This window comes from Undibacterium sp. GW821-FHT11B02 (assembly GCF_058808955.1).
In genome coordinates this window covers 121,004-142,152 of sequence record NZ_JBXASD010000012.1, presented here as the reverse complement: position 1 = coordinate 142,152, position 21,149 = coordinate 121,004, and the positions used below count along the sequence as shown (strand labels likewise).

The window sequence follows — 21,149 nt, the reverse complement described above, 5'->3', positions numbered from 1 at the left end:
CATGGATAAAGCCCGTGTGTCGTCTGCTGACGCTGCTGTGCTGCCCAGGGATGCAGCACAAGGTTGGCGTCAGACTTTACCGCAACAGATTTTGTCGGTATTGCCGCTGACCCTGTTTTTCCCTGTAGGTGTCATGTATTTTGGCGTACTCCTGTTTTATGTGACGCTATTGGTATCGGGCGGCTTTGTCCGGAAAATACAAAGGCTGCGTCAGAGTCCCATGCTGTTGCCGATTTTTGCCCTGAGCCTGGTCAGCGTGGTGATTGCGGCCAGCCAGGGTATGCCAGACGACAATGCCAAGGAATTCTGGCCTGGTTTCTTGCATTACCAGACCTATCTGTTTCTCTTGCCTTTTTTGACTGTGGCACCGGGTGCCTGGCAGCGTCGTGCCATGCATGTTTTTTTTGCCGGGGCGGTATTGGCGGCAAGCCTGTTTGTGGCGAACGCCTTTCACCTGCTGTCCGCCAACACACTGTTTCGCAGCTATGTGGTGTATGAGGGAAATAAATCAATTTTATTAGGCATCCTGATGGCAGTCGCTGCTGCATGGATGTTGCATGAATTGCGTTTGCATCGTGATCATTTGTGGTGGCGTATCGCGATCGTTGTGTACGTCGTCGCTGCGCTTATCTTACTGGCCAAGACCCGCACAGCGAGCCTGCTATTTGTTTTGCTGTGTGTGATTTTATTGTTGCGTCAGATGGGCTGGTCCTGGCGCACCTTCGCCTTGCCTCTGGTTTTGTTGGCAGCTTTGTTTGGAGGTTGGAAATATGCCTTGAGCTTGCCACCACCACCGACCTGCGAGATACGGCTGGTACAGGCAGGTCCGTGGGAAATATTCAAATTGCGCAGCATCTGCACTATTCAGCAATTGCGTGATTTTTCTCAGGGACGCAAGGTCAATGAAGACGGCATGCGCCTGGAGATATACAGGATCACCGCTGACATCATTGCCGACGATCCTTGGGCAGGGCATGGCATTGCCAGCTGGATGCCGCTGTACCAGGAAAAAGCCAAGGGTCTCAGCAGTGCCACCATGACCACGCCGCACAATGATTATCTGCTGTACCTGACTGAACTGGGTGCCTTTGGTTTACTAGCCTTGCTAGGTATCTGGGCTACACAGTTGTGGACGGCCAGGCGCATGTCGCAACATGAACATACCAGAGTATGGGAATTGGCCATGCCCCTGCTGATGCTGACCGTGTCCATGATGTTGGGCGGCATGTTCAATGCTATTTTGCGGGATGGCGTGTTTGGTATGGCATTCATGATATTGCTGGCGATTCCGCTGGCCGGCTTGCGCAGCGAATAAATCTGCTGCTGGGCATCTGGAAATAGAAAATTTTTTGTACTGTGGTGTTGTGATATTGCACGGTGTTACCGGGCATTCATGACTCGCATGTGCATCAGGAAAAATGAAATCGGACTATGAGCTTGATCAATAAAGAAACAATGATGGTTTTCCGGCGTTTATGGGCATCCGTTACGCCCTATCGCGCGCGGGTCTGGTGGGCCTTGCTGACCATGGTGGGTACTGCCTCGACCGAGGTCATGTTCCCCAAGGTGCTCGGCTATATTCTGGACCATGGTTTCCATGGTGATGCCAGCAAGCTGGCTTTGTGGAAAGTGCCGGTGGCAATTATCGCCATCTTCCTGTTTCGTGGCATCTGCACTTTCACCACCAGTTATCTGATGACCTGGATATCGAGCAAATTGCTCAATGAACTGCGTGCCAAGGTATTTGACCGCATACTGACCGTACCCATCAGTTTTTATCAGGCTGAGTCCAGCGGGCGTATCATCAACACCATCATGTTTGAAGCGCAACAGATTGTTGAGATGCTTAAAGTGTCGATTACGACCCTGTTCCGCGATTCGATTACCGTTGCCGTGTTGCTGGCAGCACTGTTGTGGCGCAACTGGCAATTGACCATCGTCGCCCTGGTGTTGATGCCAGTCATGGCCCTGCTGGTGCGAGGCGTCAGCAAGCGCCTGCGCAAACTCAACCAGAACCAGCTGGATGTGAATAATGAGCTGACACAGGTGATAGAAGAAGCCACTCGCGCCAGTCAGGTCATACGCATTTTTGGTGGCCAAAAATATGAGCAGCAACGCTTTGATGCCAAGAACGAAAAACTGCGCGGCTATGCCATGCGCACGACAGTTGCCGTTGCTTCCACCACGCCGCTGACACAATTGGCGGCTGCCGTTGCGGTGGCGGTGGTGATCATGTTTGCGGTCTCACAGGCAGCAGCGGATGCCACCACCGCAGGACATTTCGTTGAATTTGTCAGTTTGATGATGTTGTTGCTGACTCCGCTGAAAAGACTGGCCGACCTGAATGGCCCTTTGCAACGCGGCATGGCAGCGGCAGAATCGGTATTCGCCTTGATCGACACAGCACCTGAAAATGACCATGGCAAAACTCTGACTGAACGGGCCCAAGGCAGGCTGGAATTTGTCGGCACCAATTTTTCTTATCCGGGGCAAGAGCAGGAAGCGCTCAAGGATATCAATCTGCGTATAGAACCAGGTGAAACTATCGCCCTGGTGGGTATGTCGGGCGGTGGCAAAACCTCACTGGTAAATCTGGTGCCGCGTTTTTATACCCCAACTTCAGGCGATATCCTGCTGGATGGCTGTTCTCTGCAAGCACTTTCCCTCAGCAGTCTGCGTGAACAGATTGCCATGGTCAGCCAGAACGTGGTGTTGTTTGATGACACCCTGGCAGCGAATATTTCATATGGCGATGCGCAACCTGACGCAGCACGTGTTGCTGCTGCGGTGAAGGCAGCTCATCTGACTGATGTGGTGCGCGACTTGCCGGAAGGCTTGAATACAATGATAGGTGATAACGGCATGCGTTTGTCTGGCGGCCAAAGACAACGCCTGGCAATCGCCCGCGCCATCTATAAAAATGCCCCCATCCTGATTCTGGATGAAGCCACCTCCGCACTTGATAGCGAATCAGAACGTGCGGTACAGGCGGCGCTGGATGAGTTGATGCAGGGCAGAACCACGCTGGTGATTGCGCATCGTTTATCCACCATAGAACGTGCCAGCCGCATTGCCGTATTGGTGGATGGCAGGATAGTGGAAATGGGTACACATACCCAATTGCTGGATAATAATGGTGTGTATGCCAATCTGTATCGTTTGCAATTTGCAGCTTAGTTTTGCTGTTTAGCTTGTAACTTGGTTCTGTAACTTAGTGAGAGGACGCATGATGATTACTGCCATTTCCCGTTTCCCGGTACCATCCCTGCAAGACCTGCCTGAGGACATACGCGAAAAAATTCTTGCGGTGCAAGAGAAGGCGGGTTTTGTGCCCAATGTGTTTTTGACGCTGGCGCACAGGCCGGATGAATTCCGCGCCTTTTTTGCCTACCATGATGCGCTGATGCTGAAGACCACCGGCAACCTGAACAAGGCTGAACGTGAAATGATCGTGACCGCCACCAGCGCAAAAAATAACTGTCTGTACTGTGTGGTGGCGCATGGTGCCATCCTGCGCATTTATGCCAAAAATACCCTGGTGGCTGATCAGGTTGCCGTCAATCATTTGAAAGCCGATATCACTCCCCGGCAAAGTGCGATGCTGGATTTTGCTATCAAGGTGTGCCTGGATTCGCAAAGCGTCAACGATGCTGATTATGCTCTGCTGCATGGTCATGGCTTTGATGATGAAGATATCTGGGACATCGCGGCCATCACGGCTTTCTTTGGTTTGTCCAATCGTATGGCGAATGTGATTTCGATGCGACCGAATGATGAATTCTTTCTCATGGGGCGCACGCCAAGATGACGTCAGGCATGGAAAAATCAGCATTCCGTATTCTCGTCATCGCCCCTAACTGGATAGGTGATGCCGTTATGGCGCAGCCCCTGTTGCAGTTGCTCAAGCAAGATAATCCAACGACTGCCATTGATGTGTTGGCACCGGCCTGGGTAGCGCCGGTATTGCGTGCTATGAAAGAAGTCGATACCGTGCTTGAAACACCATTCAGGCATGGAGCCTTGCAACTGCGCGAGCGCTGGCGTTATGCGCGCCAGTTGCGTCAGCGTGGCTATATAGCAGCCTACGTATTACCCAATACGCTGAAATTTGCACTGCTTCCCTGGATGGCGGGCATCAGCAAACGCGTTGGCTACAAGGGCGAAAGTCGCTATGGCCTGATCAACCTGATGCATCATGACAACCGCCATTCACCGCGTGCTATGGTGCCATTTTATGCCGCGCTGGCTTTTGCACCTGCCGATGAGGCGCCACAAAATTTGCCAAAGCCAAGGCTGGAAGTCGGTGCCGTCAAAATAGCTGCCGCCATGCAGGCCATGAACTTGTCCATGCAACATCCAGTGGTTTGTTTTGCACCAGGTGCCGAGTTTGGCAATGCCAAACGCTGGCCGGTCAGCCATTTTGCTGAACTGGCTCGCACCATCCTGAACGCACAGCCGACGACGCAAATCGTCTTGCTGGGGTCACCCAAGGATGTGGAGGTCTGCAACCAGATTCAGGCTATCTGCCCGCAAGTACATCAATTCGCCGGCAAAACCTCGCTGGACCAGGCAGTGGCATTGATTGCCCAGTCGGCCGCAATGGTATCCAATGATTCTGGTCTTTTACATATCGCTTCAGCCCTGAATCGCCCGGTGATTGCGATCTATGGGCCGACGGACCCTGGCCACGCACCACCGTTTTCTGATATTGCCTACTCTTTGTCTCTGCATCTGGCCTGCGCCCCTTGCCGCCAAAGGGAATGCCCGCTAGGCCATCATGACTGCATGCAAAAGTTGGAGGCGGGTATGGTCTGGCTACCGTTGCAAAAAATCTTGTGTCACGGCATGGGGTGAGCCATTTCTGATATCCCTGATCTGGCCTGAATGTATGAGGAAAGCTGTGCCATTACAGTGGCTGGTAAGTAAAATAGTTGGAAACGATTGCGACTGTAAAGGATTGTTTCAACTTAGATTCTGCCGGGCAAGCTGCTGTAACATTAAAAAATCCATTCACACGAACGCATTGACGACCTTATTTCTGTACAAGTAGTACCTGAAATATGTCCATTTTGGCAAAAAATGGGTTTAGGGGTTGCATATCTTGACATCTTTTAAATATTGCAAAATTTCAACACCTAGTGTCTTGATGGCCGGGCTGTAGACCTGTCAATAAGTTTGCAAGTGCATCGAATTGTTTGTCAGAAAACAGTTTTTCTTTATTGATTTGTTACTCAATCAGGAAGCAGCTTGTTGCTTCCAACCACATGAAAACTAAATTCTTCCGACATTTTCTTCTTAGCCTGGTTTGCTTGTGCATGCAGCTACTGCCCATGCTCACGCCGTCAGCGCATGCCGTTGAAAAAGTGCGGTTGCAATTGAAATGGACGCATACCTTTCAGTTTGCCGGTTACTATGCTGCTAAGGAACTTGGGTACTACCGCGAGGCAGGTCTGGATGTTGATATCGATGAAGCCCAGCCTGGCATGGATGTAGTCAATCAAGTGGTGAGCGGAAAAGCCAATTATGGTATTGGCACCAGTAGTCTGTTGTTGGCACGCAAGGATGGTCATCCGGTAGTTGTCGTCGCCGTGATTTTTCAACATTCACCTTTGATACTGATCACCAGAAAAGATGCAGAGGCACAGAATATCCAGGATCTGCCTGGAAAACGTATCATGCTGGAACCCCAGTCGCAGGAACTGCTGGCATATCTCAAGCGGGAAAATATCCCCTTCGAACAATTCAAGCAAATTGAACATAGTTTTAATGTAGATGATCTGGTCAATGGCAAGGTTGACGTCATGTCAGCTTATCTGACGAATGAACCTTTTCGACTGGGCCAGGCTGGTGTGGCCTATCATATTTATACGCCGCGCTCGGTCGGCATTGATTTTTATGGCGACAACCTGTTCACGACCGACAAAGAAATTAAAGAACATCCCGCACGTGTAAAAGCTTTCCGTGCCGCCAGCCTGCGTGGTTGGGAATATGCAATGAAACATCAGGAAGAAATCATCGATCTGATCTTGCAACGTTATGTGGGGCTGAATAATTCTTCGTACAACAAAGAGTTCTTCCATTACGAAGCAGCACAAACCAGTTACCTGCTTAGCCATGACCTGATAGCCATAGGCTATATGAATCCAGAACGTTGGAGGCATATTGCTGATACTTATGCAGAATTGGGAATGTTGCCTGCCAATTTTTCCATGGGCGATTTTTTGTATGAGCCCAATCCGGACGTAAATTTGCGCTGGTTTTATTTATGGAGTTTGTTTGCTCTCGTTTTTGTTGGTGTCGTTGGTGGTGTTGCACTATATATCTTGCGTGTGAATCGCAAGCTGGCTCATAGTCTGGATGAAATCCGGAAAAACGAACTCAGACTGCGCTTCTTGTCTTCAGCAATCGAACACAGCCCCGCGTCTGTTATCATCACGGATGCTGACAGTGTGATCGAATATGTCAATCCGCATTTCATTACTGAAACTGGTTATGCCGCAGACGAAGTGATCGGTAAAAAGCCCAGTATTTTGCAATCGGGCCAAGTAAAGCCAGAAACATACAAGGCCATGTGGCAACAGTTACTGCGTGGCGAAGAATGGACTGGTGAACTGATCAATCGCCGCAAGAATGGCGAATTGTATTGGGAGGAAGCGCATATTGCGCCCGTGAAAAATGCAGTGGGGAAAACCACGCATTATGTCGCCGTGAAGGTGGATATCAGCGAGCGCAAACTGGTCAGCGATAAGCTGGCATATTTGGCACATCACGACAGCCTGACGAATTTACCGAATCGTATTTTGTTTTTTGAACGATTTGCGCAGGGGCTGGCACTGGCGAAAAGAAACAAGACGCGAGTAGCGCTGATGTACATTGATCTGGACCGTTTTAAACCTATCAATGATACTTTTGGTCATGCCGTCGGTGATGTCTTGCTGCAGCAGGCAGCAGAACGCATGAAACATAGTTTGCGCGAGTCAGACACTGTCGGGCGTATAGGTGGCGACGAATTTGTTGCCTTGACGCTTAACGTCAGTGATCAGGAAAGCGCCAGCGCATTGGCGGAAAAAATTCGCAATGCACTGACCGAGCCTTTCGTGATTGCGGACAATACGCATTTTATTTCTGCCAGTATAGGTATCGCCATCTATCCTGATCATGGTATGACTGACATAGAACTGGCAAAAAAAGCTGATATGGCCATGTATGCCGCAAAGGCGAACGGACGCAACCGTGTGTGCCTGTACACTCCTGACATGGAGTAATCTGTCAAAAAATCAGTTGTAATTATTTTTCAAAAATATATGTCCCGGGTGCCGCCCCCAATTGTTTATCTGGTACGGGCCGAGCCTTGATTTTATCGGCACTGGAATGTGTTGCCAGCCAGGTTTGCCAGTGTAGCCACCATGAACCTTCTTCCGTAGTTGCTGCATGCAACCAGTCATCTGCCTGTTGATAGAATTCACCACGTTTATCTGATGCCAAGTGCTGATAAGTTCTGTGGGCGTGTCCTGGTTCGGAGACGATGCCGGCATTGTGTCCACCAGAAGCAAGCACGAAATCGATGGGCGCGTCACTGAGCACATGAATTTTGTATACGGAGCGCCAAGGAGATACGTGATCACGTACTGTGCCAACGACGTACATGGGAACACGAATATTGTTTAGTGCTACAGCATGGCCGTGGACTTCATAACGGCCTTCCGCCAGATCATTGTGCAGGAACAGATGTTTCAGGTATTCACTATGCATGCGATATGGCATGCGGGTAGTGTCGGCATTCCATGACATCAGATCATTTGGTGAATTACGTGTGCCCAACTGGTATTCACGCATGATTTTGGACCAGATCAGGTCGCGTGAATTCAGCAACTGAAATGAGCCTGTCATTTGTTCACCGGTCAGATAGCCTTGCTCCCACATTTGAGCGTCCAGCATGGCAATCTGGCTTTCGTCGATGAACAGGCCCAACTCTCCCGGTTCGCTAAAATCAGTTTGCGCTGCCAGCAAGTTGACGGTCTGTATCTTTGGCAAATCTGATCTGAAATCTTCAGGATGCCCGCTGGCCAGTGCAGCCGCCGCCATGGCAAGCAATGTGCCACCGAGGCAATAGCCTACAGTGTGGACAGGCTTGTGCCGCGACAGTTGACCAACTTCTGCCAGCGCACTGAGCAGGCCACTGTCAAGATAATCCTGCATGCTAAGATCGCGATCTTCCTTGCCAGGATTTTTCCACGAAATCATGAATACTGTATGACCCTGGTTGACCAGGAAACGCACCATGGAATTGTGTGGTGATAAATCAAGGATGTAATATTTCATGATCCATGACGGCACGATCAGCACTGGTTCCGCATACACTTTTGTGGTCTGCGGTGTGTACTGTATGAGTTCAATCAGGTGATTCCGAAAGATCACCTTGCCCTCGGTCACCGCCACGTCACGGCCCGGCTGATAGGCCAACTGCTCATTGTCATGCTTGCCAGTATCTACGCCTGGCAGACTGTATTCCATACCATGGTCTTGCATCCAGTGCGAGGCACCGGTGATCAGGTTTTTCCCAGCGGTGGCTTTGGTCGCAGCAATCACTTCCGGATTGAGCCAGGGCATATTCGATGGCGACATCATGTCCAGCAATTGGCGTGACATGAAGTTGACCACGTTTTCGTGATGGGCTGTAACACCACGTATGCCAGTCGTTGCTTTTTGCCAGAACTCTTGTCTTTGCAGGAAATACTGGCTGAATGCATTAAAAGGCCAGTTTAACCAGCCTGCATCTACGAAGCGTGTGTCAGATGCCGGTGGGCGAAGTGCGGGTTGAGCGGTAGTCGCTGCTGTCGCGTCTGCAGTTTTGCCCAGAATTACAGGGGCCAGCAGTTCTGGCCAACTGGCGACTTGTTTCTGCACGAGATTCAGCAACTCTAATTGTTTGCCTGGCGAAACAGCGAGATGCATCGCCCAATCCATCACCGCTAGTGTGACACTCGCCGGTGATATACCGCCGGTCAGCTTGGCAATATGGTTTTGCAGTGCCATATCCAGCGGGTGAACTTTTGCCTCATTGCCACTGAGATAGCAAATCTGCTGAGATTGCTGTGGCGCGTAGGATGCAATACCAGTGGTCTGAACTGGGGTGGTTTGACTGTAATCGGACTTCATCTGCGCTTCCTCAAAAGGATGTAGATCCATTCTTGCAAATATGACAGAGAACTGAGTTGATTCTAATCAACTGTATTGTGCAAATGCAGCAATATACTAATCTTACTCTTCTTCGATGAATTCATGATGATTCTGTTCAGCTCTTCATACCTATACAAAAGCGTTCACGTCATTGCAAGGCAATGGCTGAATAGTCATGGTCCCTGCATGATAAAACCTGCCTTGAAGAAGGAGCAAATTAAGGTTTTGATTCAAGGTTTGATCTATATCAATGTTTTGGTGATGGGGCCAGCTGTTGCTGCTGAGACTTTGGAACAAGTATGGGACATCGCTTTACAACGTGATCACGTACTTGCTGCTTCGCAGCAAAAAGAACAGGCGGCACAGCATCAACTCTCGTCCGCGCAGGCAAATTACTTGCCAAAGATAACGCTGGAAAGCGGCTATATGCGTACTGAGACTGAGCCAGCAGCCAAAGTCAATATACCAGCATTGCCGATGCTGAAAGGGACATCACTGCCATTTGCCCAGGATTCCGCTTATTTCGGTGATTTGAGTATTTCTGCACCTTTGTTCACCAGTGGAAAAATTTCCTCAGGCGTGGCTGCTGCCGAGGCACAGTCTGATGCAACACAGGCACATACCCAGCTTACCCGCAGTGATTTGAAGCTGGCAATTGCACAAAGCTATATTGCGGTACTGCGTGCAGGGCATGCGGTCAATGTTAGTAATAGCCATATCGCAGCAGTCAGCAAGCATATAGATGATGTACAGGCCCTGTTCGATAAAGGCTATGTTGCCAAACACGATTTGCTGGCTTCAGAAGTGGCGATGGCCAATGCCAGTCAATTGGGTTTGCAGGCGAATAATGCTTATGAGCTTGCCTGTGCTGCATTGAATCGCTGGCTGGGGCGCAAGTATGACAGTACGGTTCAGATACAGGATATAACCAGCACTGCCAATGAACTTGCTACAACAGATTTGCCTGCGCTATTGCAAACTGCCAATACGCAACGCAGGGAACTGCAGGAACTGGCCATGCAAAGTACGGCCTACAAAAAGCAGGCCAGCAGCGTCGCTGCGGGGCACTTGCCCCAGATAGGAGTGACAGCTGGTTATAGCAAACTGGAAAACCGCTACCTGGCCGAAGACAAAGGCTGGTATGTGGGCGTGGTCATGAAATGGGATTTGTTTGACGGCGGCCTGATACGTCACCAGGCTTCACAATTGTTTGCTACTGCACAAGCCATCACTGAAATGGAAGCAGATACGCGTGAACGTATTGCCTTGCAGGTGCGTCAGTCCTGGCTATCACAGCAGGAAGCCAGAGCCCGCATGCAACTAGTGGATAAGGCCGTCGAACAGGCTGAAGAAACTCTGTCACTGGCTCGTGAGCGCTATCGTTCCGGCCTGGCACCAAATAGTGATGTACTGGATGCCGAGGCGCGCCGTCTGCAAGCACATTCAAATCGTGACAATGCAATCTATGACCATGAGTTCGCTCGTCTGCAATTGTTGCATGCATCTGGACAGCTCTGAACAAACGACACCTTAAGGCCTGCGTTAGAAACGCATAGATCCAGGAAAAGACGATGGAAAATAAATCAAAATTACTCGGCCCGGTATTGCTTGGCATTGCCGCTGCAGTCATTGCCACAGGCTATTTTTACTATCTGGCACAAAGTCGGAAAATGCCAGAAGGCCTGATTGTTGCCAATGGTCGTATTGAGGGCGACCGGATAGTTGCTGCTGCCAAATACCCTGGCCGTATCAGCAAAGTATTTGCCAAAGAGGGCGATAGTGTAAAAGCCGGTACAGTCATCGCGCAGCTTGAAGATGAAAGCTTTCAGGCCAAGGTCGAGCAAGCCAGGCAGGCTTCCAACGCAACTGAGGCTCAGGTCCGTGCAGCCCAAGGGGCTTTGGATGTAGCGCAAAAAGAAGTTCCCCTTGGAATCAGCCTGGCTGACGCGACTGTCAGCCAGGCGCAGGCTGCCTATGCCAAAGCGTCTGCTGTCGAGCGGCAAGCGCAGCTTGATGCCAGCAGACACAAGGATTTGTTTGAACGTGGCGTCATCGAGAAGCATCGTTATGAACAGGCTGACCTCGCGTGGCAGGTTGCACAGTCTGATGTCAAGGCAGCACAGGAAGCGATTAATCGTGCCAGACAAGGGCTTTCACAGGCTCAATTGGGTAATGATAAGGTCAAGGCCCGGCAGCAGGATATTGTAGCTTTAAAAGCCCAGCATGACAGGGCAGATGCGGCAGTGGCCGAAGCCAATTCTGTACTGGCAGATTTACTCGTCAAATCACCAGGTTCTGGTGTTGTGCTGACACGTCTGCGTGAACCCGGTGAAGTTGTCATGCCAGGTGGATCAATATTGGAGATGGTGGATCTCGATCATTTATACCTGAAGGTCTACGTCGCGGAATCTAAAATAGGTCAATTGCGTCTGGGCTTGCCTGCGCGTATTTATGTCGACTCCCAGGGAGATCAATTCTATGAAGCCAGGGTTAGCTATATCGCCACCAGGGCAGAATTTACACCCAAAGAAGTACAGACCACGGACGAAAGGGTAAAGCTGGTGTATGCAGTCAAGCTCAGTATAGAAAAAAATCCTGAACACAAACTGACGCCTGGCATACCGGCAGATGCCGTTATCCGCTGGAAAGAAGATCAAGTCTGGCAAAAGCCACGTTGGAACTAAATGCCAACGATGACCAACGATGATGAGTCAAATGCAGCCAGACGAAAATAATTCCAGTCCGGTCGTGCTGGCGCGCGCACTGATGAAGTCCTATGGTAGCAGTATCGCCATGGATGGGGTTGACTTGCAGGTACAAGCGGGTGAGATATATGGCTTGATTGGCCCCGATGGTGCGGGGAAAAGTAGTTTGCTGAAAGCTGTTGCTGGCGTATTGGCACATGATGCTGGTGACTTGCAGGTATTTGGCACGCTGATCAATTCTGAAAAAAGCAGTGAGTTGATCAAAGGCCGGATAGGGCTCATGCCCCAGGGGCTGGGCCAGAATTTGTATGGCGATTTGTCGGTTGAAGAAAACATCGATTATTTCGGTGGTTTGCGCCTCTTGCGCAAAGCCGAATTGAACGAACGCAAGGAAGCCCTGTTACGGAGTACCAGGCTTGAAAGATTCCGTGACCGCCCAATGAAAAACCTTTCCGGTGGCATGAAACAAAAGCTGGGACTGGTCTGTACCCTTATTCACGAGCCACAACTGGTGATTCTGGATGAGCCGACCACGGGAGTGGACCCGGTATCTCGTCGGGAATTCTGGAGTATCCTTGCACGTCTGTTGAAAGAAAAAGGCATTACTGCGCTGGTTTCGACTGCCTATATGGATGAAGCCAGTCGCTTTCACCGTGTATCACTGATGCATGCAGGGAAGATACTGGCTTCCGGCGAGCCAGAAAAAATCAAGACACTGGCAGCAGGTTCAATTGTCAGTATGGTTTGCAATCAGACGCAGCAGCTTGCTGCTGTCGATCAACTAAGTCAGCGTTTTCCGCAGATGGAAGTATTGGGGCAAGACATTCGTGTATTCGTGGATGAAACTGATGCAGAAAAAGCCAGCGTGCAAGTGCAACAATGTGTGCCTGATGTCGTCATCAGCCATAGTGAAGTATTGGAGCCAGAGCTGGAAGATGTCTTTATTGCGCTACTACGAAAAAAACAGTTATTGACTAGCAAAGATACACAAAAAGCAGCGGATACCCATGATCTCCCGGCACAGCGCCATGCCGATCATGGCCTGGCGATAGAAGCAGAAAATCTCTCGCGCATATTTGGTGCTTTCAGGGCAGTCGATGATCTTAGTTTTCGCGTACCTCAAGGTGAAATTTTTGGTTTGCTGGGGGCGAATGGTGCGGGTAAAAGTACGGTCATCAAAATGCTGACAGGCATACTCAGCCCCAGCAACGGCAAGGGACGGGTGGCAGGTGCTGATATGCAAGTAGCTGGTCGTCAGATACGTGAACGCATAGGTTATATGTCACAGGCATTTTCGTTATACCTGGATTTGTCTGTACTGGAAAATATACGACTGTATGCGGGTATCTATGGCTTGACCAGGCAGGAAACAGCGGCACGCATGGATTGGATACTTGATATGGCAGGCTTGCGTCCCTTCGGTAGCTCGCTGGCGGCCAGCCTGCCCATGGGTTTGCGTCAGCGCCTGGCTTTGGGCTGTGCACTGATACACAGGCCGCAAGTCCTGTTTCTGGATGAGCCTACATCAGGTGTAGATCCTTTGGGGCGCCGGGCTTTTTGGGAAGTCTTGTTCAAGCTTTCACGTGAAGAAAACGTGACAATACTGGTGACCACCCACTATATGTCAGAGGCCGAACATTGTGACCATATAGCCCTCATGTATGCCGGACGCATAGTGGCAGATGCGTCACCTGATCAATTGAAAGCTGACGTGGAAGCGCAGGCAGGCAAGCTGTATGAATTGAAAACGGCGGGTGACGTTAACCAGGCGCAAGCCACGTTGGACGTTTTGCATGAAAATGGTTTTTCCACTGCAGCGTTATTTGGTTCACACATCCATGTCATGTTGCCAGATCCAGAGCAGGACTTATTGCGTTTGCGAACAGTGATTCAAGAACCTGAGTTTCAGTTCCAGCAAAAACGCTTGAGCATGGAAGATGTATTCGTTCACATCGTGACCAGGCTGGAAGCTGAAGATGCCAAAGCCAGGGGAGAGCAAGAATGAATCTGCGGCGCATCAGTGTAGTCGCTTACAAGGAATGGCGCGAAATTGTGCGCGACCGTCTGTTTTTCGCTCTGGCATTTGTTGTTCCATCTTTGTTGATGCTGCTGTTTGGCTATGGACTGTCACTGGATGTGGAAAACATCCCGCTGGCCATTGTTGATTATGACCAGTCTGTCAGCTCACGTGACTATGCGCATCACTTCAGCGACTCCCGCTATTTTTCATTCCGGGGTTATGCGCAAAGGGAGTCGGATGTAGAAAAGCTATTGGTCGATAACAGCCTGCGGGCAGTGATTATTATCCCGCCCGACTTTGGCATTCGCTTGAAGTCAGGGCAGGCAACCACGGTGCAAACCTGGATAGATGGCACTTTTCCGTTTCGTGCCCTGACGGCAAAAGGCTATGTCACAGCCATCAATGCCGCCATGAATCTCGACAATCTGTCAGCTCATTTTTCTGCATTGACAGGAATAGGGCAGGACAGCTTGCGTAACAGTATGCAGGCGGTGAAGCTGGAGACGCGTTACCTGTATAACCAGGAAGTCAAAAGTATCTGGTCAATCGCGCCCAAGCTCATCATGGTCATCCTCATGCTGTCACCACCGTTCTTGACTGCCTTGGGTGTGGTCAGGGAAAAGGAATCAGGTGCCATCTATAACGTCTATTCCTCTACCTTGTCGCGTGGCGAATACCTTATCGGTAAATTGCTGCCTTACGTCGGCATTTCCATTGTCAATGCTTGTGCGCTGACAGCGTTTGCCTTGCTATTGTTTGGCGCACCATTCAAGGGTGATCCCTTATTCTTCTTACTGTCCACCATACTGTATGTGATTTGTACAACGGGCATAGGCTTGCTGGTTTCGGTGATGGTGAATACCCAGGTGGCAGCCATGGTGGGGACGGCCATTGTTACCGTCGTGCCGGCAGTACTCTATTCGGGCATGATCATTCCCATTCCTTCATTGTCTGCAATTGCGTCTGTCATTGCGCATGTCTTGCCGGGCATGTATTACGCTGAAATTGCGATGGGTAGTTTTCTCAAGGAAGTGGGATTGGCTGCCTTGTGGCAAGACATGTTGATACTGGCGCTCTATGCTGCAGCCTTGTTTACGGCGGGTTTTCTTGGTTTTTCCAAGCGCCCCAATAATTGATGCAAATGGAGATGAGATGAGATGAGTAATCTGTTTGATCGTATCTGGTGGAGCCGCTTGCAGGCAATGACCTGGAAAGAGTTATTGCAACTCATGCGTGACCCTATCTTGCTGGTGTTTGTACTGTATGCATTTTCTGCTGATATTTATAACGCAGCGTCTGGCGTGTCATTCCAGTTAAATAATGCGGCATTAGTATTGTTTGATCTGGATCGTAGTGCGGCATCACGCGAACTGGCTGGGCGCTTCATGTCGCCAGAATTTCGCTGGGTAGGTGCGATCAGTCATGCCAGCCAAGGGCAGCAATTGCTGGATGATGGCAAGGCCATGGCGGTGCTGGACATACCGCCAGGTTTTTCTGACAGGCTGGCGCGTGGTGATACGGCTGCAGTACAGATGCAGATCGATGCGTCCAATTCGGTACAGGGTTTTTTGGCAGCAGTAGATGCGACACAAATCGTCACGCGTTATGGGCTGGAGCAGGCAGCCCAGCGGTTTGGTGTCGGGACAGGCGCGACGGGTGGGGTACTGGATGCGCCCATTATCAATAACCAGACCCGCGTTTGGTTTAACCCTAACCAGAATGATGCCTGGTTCATGGGGATATCAGAATTATTGAATGTGATTACCCTGTTTTCCATGTTACTGCCTGCCGCCGCCATGGTCAGGGAAAAGGAGCGTGGCACCATAGAACAATTGCTGGTGTCGCCCTTGTCACCATTGCAAATCATGATACCCAAGATTGTGGCGATGGTAGCGGTGATATTGAGTGGTACGGCCCTGGGTTTGTTCGGCATTCTGGTGCCGGTATTTGCAGTGCCTGTCGCGGGAAGCTTGTTATTGTTCTTTGCACTGACTACCCTGTATGTCAGTACCCTGGCAGGGATAGGGATATTGATCGCCACAGTGACACGCAATATGGCGCAGGCAGGCATGATGGTGATACTGATTATTGCACCCATGATGTTTTTGTCGGGTGCCTGGACACCACCAGAAGCCATGCCTACTGTGATGCGCATGGGCATGTATGTGTCACCGTTGTATTACTACATCAATGCCAGCTATGGCATCTTGATGAAGGGGGCAGGTATCAGTGTATTGTGGTCCATGTTCTCGGGTATTTTGCTGATCGCTGTTATGGTCAGTATGGCGACGATAGTGCGTTTTAAAAAACAGTTTGCCTGATTTATAGAAAGGGCAAAATAAGACAAACATTTGGCTTAAATTTAACCGGGATTGGTAAAAAAAATGACAGTAGCAAGCTCTTCATTTTCATTGCAAGGCAAACGTGGTCTGGTCGTTGGCCTGGCCAATGAGCGCAGCATCGCCTACGGTTGTGCTGCCATGATTCGGCAACTGGGTGCAAAAATGGTGTTGTCCTGTGTGAATGACAAGGCACGCCAATTTGTGGCACCACTGGCAAACAAGCTGGAGTCAACACTGACCGTCTGCGATGTGGAGCAGGAAGGATCATTGGAAGCACTGGTGGAAGCTGCGGTTCAGGAGTTGGGTGAATTCGATTTTGTCATTCATTCCGTCGCCTGGGCACCACTGGATGATTTGCATGGCCGTGTCATAGATAGTTCAAGTGCCGGTTTCCTGCGTGCCATGAATGTGTCTTGTCATTCATTTGCGCGTCTTGCCAAATTCTGTGAGCCACACCTAAGCAGCAATGCCAGCATCATGACCATGACCTATCTGGGCGCAGATGAAGCTGTTGCACATTATGGCATCATGGGACCAGTCAAGGCGGCACTGGAATCGCTGGTGCGTTACCTGGCGACAGAACTTGGACCGACAGGTACGCGTGTACATGCGATATCCCCAGGGCCCGTTCCTACCCGTGCTGCTTCCGGCTTGCAGGACTTTGATACACTGATGCAAAAAGCTGTTGCCCGTTCGCCATTGGGGAGACTGGTAACGCTGGAGGAAATTGGCAGACTGGCTGCGTTCCTGATCAGTGATGCCTCTTCTGGCATGACAGGGCAGACTTTGTATGTTGATGCTGGCTATCATATCGTTAATTAAGCTTAAATCAGGGATCACATGAATACCATAAGCACAAATACTAACGAGCAAGACATCATATCAAACGTCGTCTATGAAGATTTGCAGATAGGCCAGACGGCTAGTCAGGTCCGTACTTTGACGAACACGGATATTCAAGCTTTTGCCACCGTGTCTGGCGATGTCAATCCGGCGCATCTGGATGCAGAGTATGCGGAACATACACTGTTTCATGGCGTCATTGCTCATGGCATGTGGGGTGGGGCATTGATTTCCACTATCCTGGGCACACGTTTGCCAGGGCCGGGTACGATTTATCTTGAACAAAACCTGCACTTCGTCAAACCTGTACGCATAGGTGACACCCTGACTGTATCGGCGACGGTTGTGGCGAAAGATGATGAAAAAAAACACGTTACCCTTGATTGCGAAATCCTGAACCAGAAAGGTGTCAGAGTGGTCTACGGCAATGCACTGGTCATTGCCCCGACGGAAAAAGTCAGCCGCCCGCGTGCGCACCTGCCTACGATGACCATGTTCGATTTGGGGGAGCGTCAGCGTAGCTTGCTCGATAGCGTCAAAAATCTGCCAGCCATACGTTGTGCCGTAGTACATCCCTGTGATGCAGATTCTTTGCAGGGCGCAGTGGACGCGGCAAAGCAGGGCTTGATCATTCCCATATTGATTGCTCCGGCAGAAAAACTCGCAGCAGTAGCTGCCGCCGCCCATATTGATATCAGTGGCTATCAACTGATTGATGTAGTCCATAGCCATGCCGCCGCAGATAAGGCAGCGGAGATGGCTGCCAGTGGCCAGGTTGAAGCACTGATGAAGGGGAGCTTGCATACCGATGAACTCATGCATGCCGTCGTTGAATGTGTTGCCTTACGCACCAAGCGTCGCCTGTCCCATGTATATCATCTGGATGTACCCATGTATCACAAGCTTTTGCTATTGACAGATGCCGCGCTGAATATCTATCCCACATTGACAGAAAAGGCCGACATACTGCAAAACGCCATCAATCTGGCACACGCATTGAATATTCCTGAACCCAAGGTGGCCTTGTTGTCTGCAGTAGAAACGGTTAACCCCAAGATCAATTCCACCATTGATGCCGCAGCCTTATGCAAAATGGTGGAAAGAAAGCAGATCACCGGTGCAATTGTTGATGGCCCCCTGGCTTTCGACAATGCCATATCTGCCCGTGCAGCAAAGATAAAAGGCATAGTCTCCGCTGTCTCTGGTGATGTCGACATCCTCATGGTGCCTGATCTTGAGTCCGGCAATATGCTGGGCAAGCAATTTGAATATCTGGCTGGTGCTGCCACTTGCGGTGTGGTGCTTGGCGCCAAGGTGCCGATTGCCCTGACCAGTCGTGCTGACGGCCCATCTTCGCGGGTGGCCTCGGCCGCCCTGATCAAATTGTTGGCTTATGAGTACCGGAAAGCCGCACCATGAAAAGACCAGTCATCCTGTCAGTGAATTCAGGCTCGTCGAGCATTAAATTTGCCTTGTATCCCTTCACGAATGAAGGTGTAAGCAGGACAAACCTGACGGGTGTCATCGAAGGCTTGCAACCAGGTGGCATACCCCTGATCAAATTCCGCACAGGTAATGAAACTAAAAAGCTGGCATTGGATGAGGCAGCAATCAATGCTGCAGGCGGTGATCAGTTTGCTGCTGCGCTGCAAGCCTTGCACGGTCTGTTGATGGCACATAGTGCAGAGATACAGATCAAAGCCGTTGCCCATAGAATTGTCCACGGCGGTGAGCGGTTTGTTGCTTCTATCGTGATAGACGATGATGCGCTCAATTATTTGCATACCCTGGACACGCTGGCACCCTTGCATCAACCCCATAATCTGGATGGTGTAGTTGCCTTCCGGCGTGCTTATCCCGACATACCGCAGATAGCCTGTTTCGACACCGGCTTTCACGCCGATATGCCGGATTGTGAAACCACGCTGGCATTGCCACTGGCTCTGCGCGCCACAGGCATACGACGTTACGGTTTTCATGGTCTGTCATATCGTTATGTTGCCAGCCACCTGGCACAGCAATCGGCTCGCGCGTTTGACCCTGCTGCCGGACGCGTCATCATGCTGCACCTGGGAAATGGTGCCAGCGGTTGCGCCATGAAAAACGGCAAAAGTATCGCCACCTCAATGGGGTTTTCTGCACTGGATGGCTTGATGATGGGTACTCGCTGTGGCGCACTAGACCCTGGTGTTTTGCTACATTTGATGCAGCAGGGCTGGAATGAAAAAAGACTGGAAGCAACCCTGTATAAGGAATCCGGCTTGCTGGGCGTATCCGGCATTTCTGCCGACATGCGTACCTTGCGAGCCAGCAGCGATGGGCAAGCCAGCTTTGCGATTGACCTGTTCACCTATCGCGTTATACGCGAATGCGGTGCATTAAGCGCCTGCCTGAATGGTCTGGACGTGCTGGTATTTACCGGTGGCATAGGGGAGCATGACACCATACTCAGGCAGCAAGTCGCTGAAGGTCTGGCTTACCTCGGCGTGCAGGTTGACACAGCAAAGAACCACGCCGCTCGTGGTGACGGCATCATTTCCATTCATACCCCCAACAGCAGCACAGAAATGTGGGTAGTCCCCACCGATGAAGGACGCATTGCTGCCATGGATGCACAGCAATTACTGTACGTCATCAACGATGAACCCCACTGCAGCTCTTCCTTGGTACCGGCTTAATTCAGGGTTGCGTTTTTTGCGGATATTTTTTTGATGTCTTCAATCTTGGATTTCAAGGACTTCAATTCATTCAGCGATTTTGATGCTTTGGGCGACAAAGTTTCATTCTCTTTGACGATATCCAATAACACATCAATGATCAAACCCAACTGCGTGCCGTACGACGCCGCATTGAATACTTGCTCTTCTATTGCTGCATCCCCTGAAACTGGCGGAATCATGGACGTGAACCAGGTTGTTTTCGGTTCAATCTGTTGCGCGACGCTGCCACTCCAGGGGAAGTGAACTTGTGGTGACCACACCCATAGCCATGGATACATGATAGCTCCTTGTTTTGATGAAACTTACAGATAGGAAAAAGTGAAACCAGATTGCAGTGTTCTGTAACAGTGCTTGAAGTAAATTTATTGATGGTTTGATGCAAGTTTGTGATTTGCCTGCACATGTTAGTTAAAAGTTATCATTTGTCATGAGAATATGCAATCATTAACTCAAATGTTTTCTGCCAGGAGCGATTAAACTGGTATGCAGTGTAGATTTTTCCGCTTGTTTCCATTTACTACTGAGTGGCTGGATATTTGCGTCAAGATAAGGAGGAGCTTGAATGATGAAAAAACTGATGGCAGCAATCTTGCTGCTGATGACTGTTGTGGCGCATGCTGGTGGACAAGTCTTTAACGTGCCAACCCGCCCAGGCATCAACACCACACTGTTTTGGGAAGCTGTGGACGGCGCGAAGGCCACGGTATTTCTGTTTCCTGGTGGGGGCGGCGGATTTGGCAAGGTCATAGATGGCAAACCAGGCAGCGCTAACTTTCTGGTGCGTTCAGTGCCATACTTTCTGAGCAAGGGCTTCAATGTGGCAATTTTCGGGCGGCCTGACGATACGGAAGACCTGGATTATTCCGACCGCATCAGTGACAGGCATATGACGGATATTCGTGCCGTGCTGGAATATGTACAAAGGCAAAGCCCTGCACCAGTGTGGATTATTGGCACCAGTAGAGGCACGGTTTCTGCCACCGCCGCAGCTGTCAAACTACAAGATTCTGCAATCGCTGGCCTGGTATTGACGTCCAGTATTGTGAACTACAAAAAAACAGGTGCCGTACCCAAACAAGATTTGTCGGCAATCAAGATTCCAACGCTGGTACTACATCATAACAAGGACGCCTGCAGTCAATGCCAGCCGTATGAAGTGCCGGCAATTTTGCGTGGACTGACAAATACGCCGGCGAAAAAAATGCTATGGGCAGATGGCGGTTTCAATCCAAGTGGCGATGTATGCGGAGCGTTGCACTGGCATGGTTATATTGGTATGGAAAAAGAAGCCGTTGATATGATCTCTGAATGGATTATGAATCCCGTTCCGTAATGGTGA

At 50.3% G+C, this 21,149-nt stretch carries 16 protein-coding genes; 14 read left to right on the top strand and 2 right to left on the bottom strand.

Going from position 1 to position 21,149, the window contains the following annotated elements; all coding sequences use genetic code 11:
• Position 1: 1 nt before the first annotated feature.
• From AC1RVX_RS23510 to AC1RVX_RS23490, 5 genes are all read left to right on the top strand, one after another.
• The gene (locus tag AC1RVX_RS23510) at positions 2-1,315 is read left to right on the top strand and encodes an O-antigen ligase family protein (RefSeq protein ID WP_493219014.1); all 1,314 of its coding nucleotides are present in this window, start codon (positions 2-4) and stop codon (positions 1,313-1,315) included.
• Positions 1,316-1,431: 116 nt separating this feature from the next.
• A complete protein-coding gene (gene msbA, locus AC1RVX_RS23505) occupies positions 1,432-3,177 on the top strand; it encodes a lipid A export permease/ATP-binding protein MsbA (RefSeq protein WP_493219013.1) in 1,746 nt (581 codons plus the stop codon).
• 49 nt (positions 3,178-3,226) lie between these two features.
• Positions 3,227-3,808 carry a peroxidase-related enzyme gene (locus tag AC1RVX_RS23500; RefSeq protein ID WP_493219012.1) on the top strand — a complete coding sequence of 194 codons (582 nt, stop codon included), beginning with the start codon at positions 3,227-3,229 and terminating at the stop codon, positions 3,806-3,808.
• 8 nt (positions 3,809-3,816) lie between these two features.
• A complete protein-coding gene (waaF, locus tag AC1RVX_RS23495) occupies positions 3,817-4,854 on the top strand; it encodes a lipopolysaccharide heptosyltransferase II (RefSeq protein ID WP_493219011.1) in 1,038 nt (345 codons plus the stop codon).
• A gap of 476 nt (positions 4,855-5,330) precedes the next feature.
• Positions 5,331-7,265, top strand: a complete 1,935-nt coding sequence (locus AC1RVX_RS23490) for an ABC transporter substrate-binding protein (protein WP_493219010.1) — start codon at positions 5,331-5,333, stop codon at positions 7,263-7,265.
• 22 nt (positions 7,266-7,287) lie between these two features.
• Here the strand turns inward: AC1RVX_RS23490 and AC1RVX_RS23485 are convergent, their stop codons facing one another.
• Positions 7,288-9,159, bottom strand: a complete 1,872-nt coding sequence (locus AC1RVX_RS23485) for a PHA/PHB synthase family protein (RefSeq protein WP_493219009.1) — start codon at positions 9,157-9,159, stop codon at positions 7,288-7,290.
• A gap of 207 nt (positions 9,160-9,366) precedes the next feature.
• Here AC1RVX_RS23485 and AC1RVX_RS23480 point away from each other — a divergent pair, with 207 nt between their 5' ends.
• The 8 genes from AC1RVX_RS23480 to AC1RVX_RS23445 all read left to right on the top strand — a co-directional run bounded on the left by AC1RVX_RS23480 (position 9,367) and on the right by AC1RVX_RS23445 (position 19,768).
• Entirely contained in the window at positions 9,367-10,698 is a 1,332-nt protein-coding gene (locus AC1RVX_RS23480; RefSeq protein ID WP_493219008.1) for a TolC family protein, read from the top strand.
• Between the two features lie 53 nt (positions 10,699-10,751).
• Positions 10,752-11,864, top strand: a complete 1,113-nt coding sequence (locus AC1RVX_RS23475; protein WP_493219007.1) for an HlyD family secretion protein — start codon at positions 10,752-10,754, stop codon at positions 11,862-11,864.
• Positions 11,865-11,895: 31 nt separating this feature from the next.
• A complete protein-coding gene (locus tag AC1RVX_RS23470; RefSeq protein WP_493219006.1) occupies positions 11,896-13,890 on the top strand; it encodes an ATP-binding cassette domain-containing protein in 1,995 nt (664 codons plus the stop codon).
• Positions 13,887-15,041, top strand: coding sequence for an ABC transporter permease (locus tag AC1RVX_RS23465; protein ID WP_493219005.1), 1,155 nt, complete (start codon positions 13,887-13,889; stop codon positions 15,039-15,041). Before AC1RVX_RS23470 ends, AC1RVX_RS23465 begins: the two co-directional genes overlap by 4 nt.
• A gap of 21 nt (positions 15,042-15,062) precedes the next feature.
• Positions 15,063-16,226 carry an ABC transporter permease gene (locus tag AC1RVX_RS23460; protein WP_493219004.1) on the top strand — a complete coding sequence of 388 codons (1,164 nt, stop codon included), beginning with the start codon at positions 15,063-15,065 and terminating at the stop codon, positions 16,224-16,226.
• A 63-nt stretch (positions 16,227-16,289) separates the two neighbouring features.
• The gene (gene fabI / locus AC1RVX_RS23455; RefSeq protein ID WP_493219003.1) at positions 16,290-17,069 is read left to right on the top strand and encodes an enoyl-ACP reductase FabI; all 780 of its coding nucleotides are present in this window, start codon (positions 16,290-16,292) and stop codon (positions 17,067-17,069) included.
• Positions 17,070-17,087: 18 nt separating this feature from the next.
• On the top strand, positions 17,088-18,509 hold the full coding sequence (locus tag AC1RVX_RS23450) for a bifunctional enoyl-CoA hydratase/phosphate acetyltransferase (RefSeq protein ID WP_493219002.1): 1,422 nt from the start codon (positions 17,088-17,090) through the stop codon (positions 18,507-18,509).
• On the top strand, positions 18,506-19,768 hold the full coding sequence (locus AC1RVX_RS23445; RefSeq protein WP_493219001.1) for an acetate/propionate family kinase: 1,263 nt from the start codon (positions 18,506-18,508) through the stop codon (positions 19,766-19,768). Before AC1RVX_RS23450 ends, AC1RVX_RS23445 begins: the two co-directional genes overlap by 4 nt.
• Here the strand turns inward: AC1RVX_RS23445 and AC1RVX_RS23440 are convergent.
• Positions 19,765-20,088 (bottom strand): hypothetical protein, encoded by a 324-nt coding sequence (locus AC1RVX_RS23440; protein ID WP_493219000.1) that lies wholly within the window; start codon positions 20,086-20,088, stop codon positions 19,765-19,767. The two genes, AC1RVX_RS23445 and AC1RVX_RS23440, sit on opposite strands and share 4 nt — an antisense overlap.
• A gap of 284 nt (positions 20,089-20,372) precedes the next feature.
• Between AC1RVX_RS23440 and AC1RVX_RS23435 the strand changes: the two genes are divergently transcribed.
• Complete coding sequence (locus AC1RVX_RS23435) at positions 20,373-21,143, top strand: alpha/beta hydrolase (protein WP_493218999.1); 771 nt, start codon at positions 20,373-20,375, stop codon at positions 21,141-21,143.
• The last annotated feature ends 6 nt before the right edge of the window (positions 21,144-21,149 follow it).

Excerpts from the sequence above, each read along its gene's own strand:
- AC1RVX_RS23510 (WP_493219014.1), top strand. The coding sequence starts at position 2 with ATGGATAAAGCCCGTGTGTCGTCTGCTGACGCTGCTGTGCTGCCCAGG.
- msbA (WP_493219013.1), top strand. The coding sequence starts at position 1,432 with ATGAGCTTGATCAATAAAGAAACAATGATGGTTTTCCGGCGTTTATGG.
- AC1RVX_RS23500 (WP_493219012.1), top strand. The coding sequence starts at position 3,227 with ATGATGATTACTGCCATTTCCCGTTTCCCGGTACCATCCCTGCAAGAC.
- waaF (WP_493219011.1), top strand. The coding sequence starts at position 3,817 with ATGGAAAAATCAGCATTCCGTATTCTCGTCATCGCCCCTAACTGGATA.
- AC1RVX_RS23490 (WP_493219010.1), top strand. The coding sequence starts at position 5,331 with ATGCTCACGCCGTCAGCGCATGCCGTTGAAAAAGTGCGGTTGCAATTG.
- AC1RVX_RS23485 (WP_493219009.1), bottom strand. The coding sequence starts at position 9,159 with ATGAAGTCCGATTACAGTCAAACCACCCCAGTTCAGACCACTGGTATT.
- AC1RVX_RS23480 (WP_493219008.1), top strand. The coding sequence starts at position 9,367 with ATGATAAAACCTGCCTTGAAGAAGGAGCAAATTAAGGTTTTGATTCAA.
- AC1RVX_RS23475 (WP_493219007.1), top strand. The coding sequence starts at position 10,752 with ATGGAAAATAAATCAAAATTACTCGGCCCGGTATTGCTTGGCATTGCC.
- AC1RVX_RS23470 (WP_493219006.1), top strand. The coding sequence starts at position 11,896 with ATGCAGCCAGACGAAAATAATTCCAGTCCGGTCGTGCTGGCGCGCGCA.
- AC1RVX_RS23465 (WP_493219005.1), top strand. The coding sequence starts at position 13,887 with ATGAATCTGCGGCGCATCAGTGTAGTCGCTTACAAGGAATGGCGCGAA.
- AC1RVX_RS23460 (WP_493219004.1), top strand. The coding sequence starts at position 15,063 with ATGAGTAATCTGTTTGATCGTATCTGGTGGAGCCGCTTGCAGGCAATG.
- fabI (WP_493219003.1), top strand. The coding sequence starts at position 16,290 with ATGACAGTAGCAAGCTCTTCATTTTCATTGCAAGGCAAACGTGGTCTG.
- AC1RVX_RS23450 (WP_493219002.1), top strand. The coding sequence starts at position 17,088 with ATGAATACCATAAGCACAAATACTAACGAGCAAGACATCATATCAAAC.
- AC1RVX_RS23445 (WP_493219001.1), top strand. The coding sequence starts at position 18,506 with ATGAAAAGACCAGTCATCCTGTCAGTGAATTCAGGCTCGTCGAGCATT.
- AC1RVX_RS23440 (WP_493219000.1), bottom strand. The coding sequence starts at position 20,088 with ATGTATCCATGGCTATGGGTGTGGTCACCACAAGTTCACTTCCCCTGG.
- AC1RVX_RS23435 (WP_493218999.1), top strand. The coding sequence starts at position 20,373 with ATGATGAAAAAACTGATGGCAGCAATCTTGCTGCTGATGACTGTTGTG.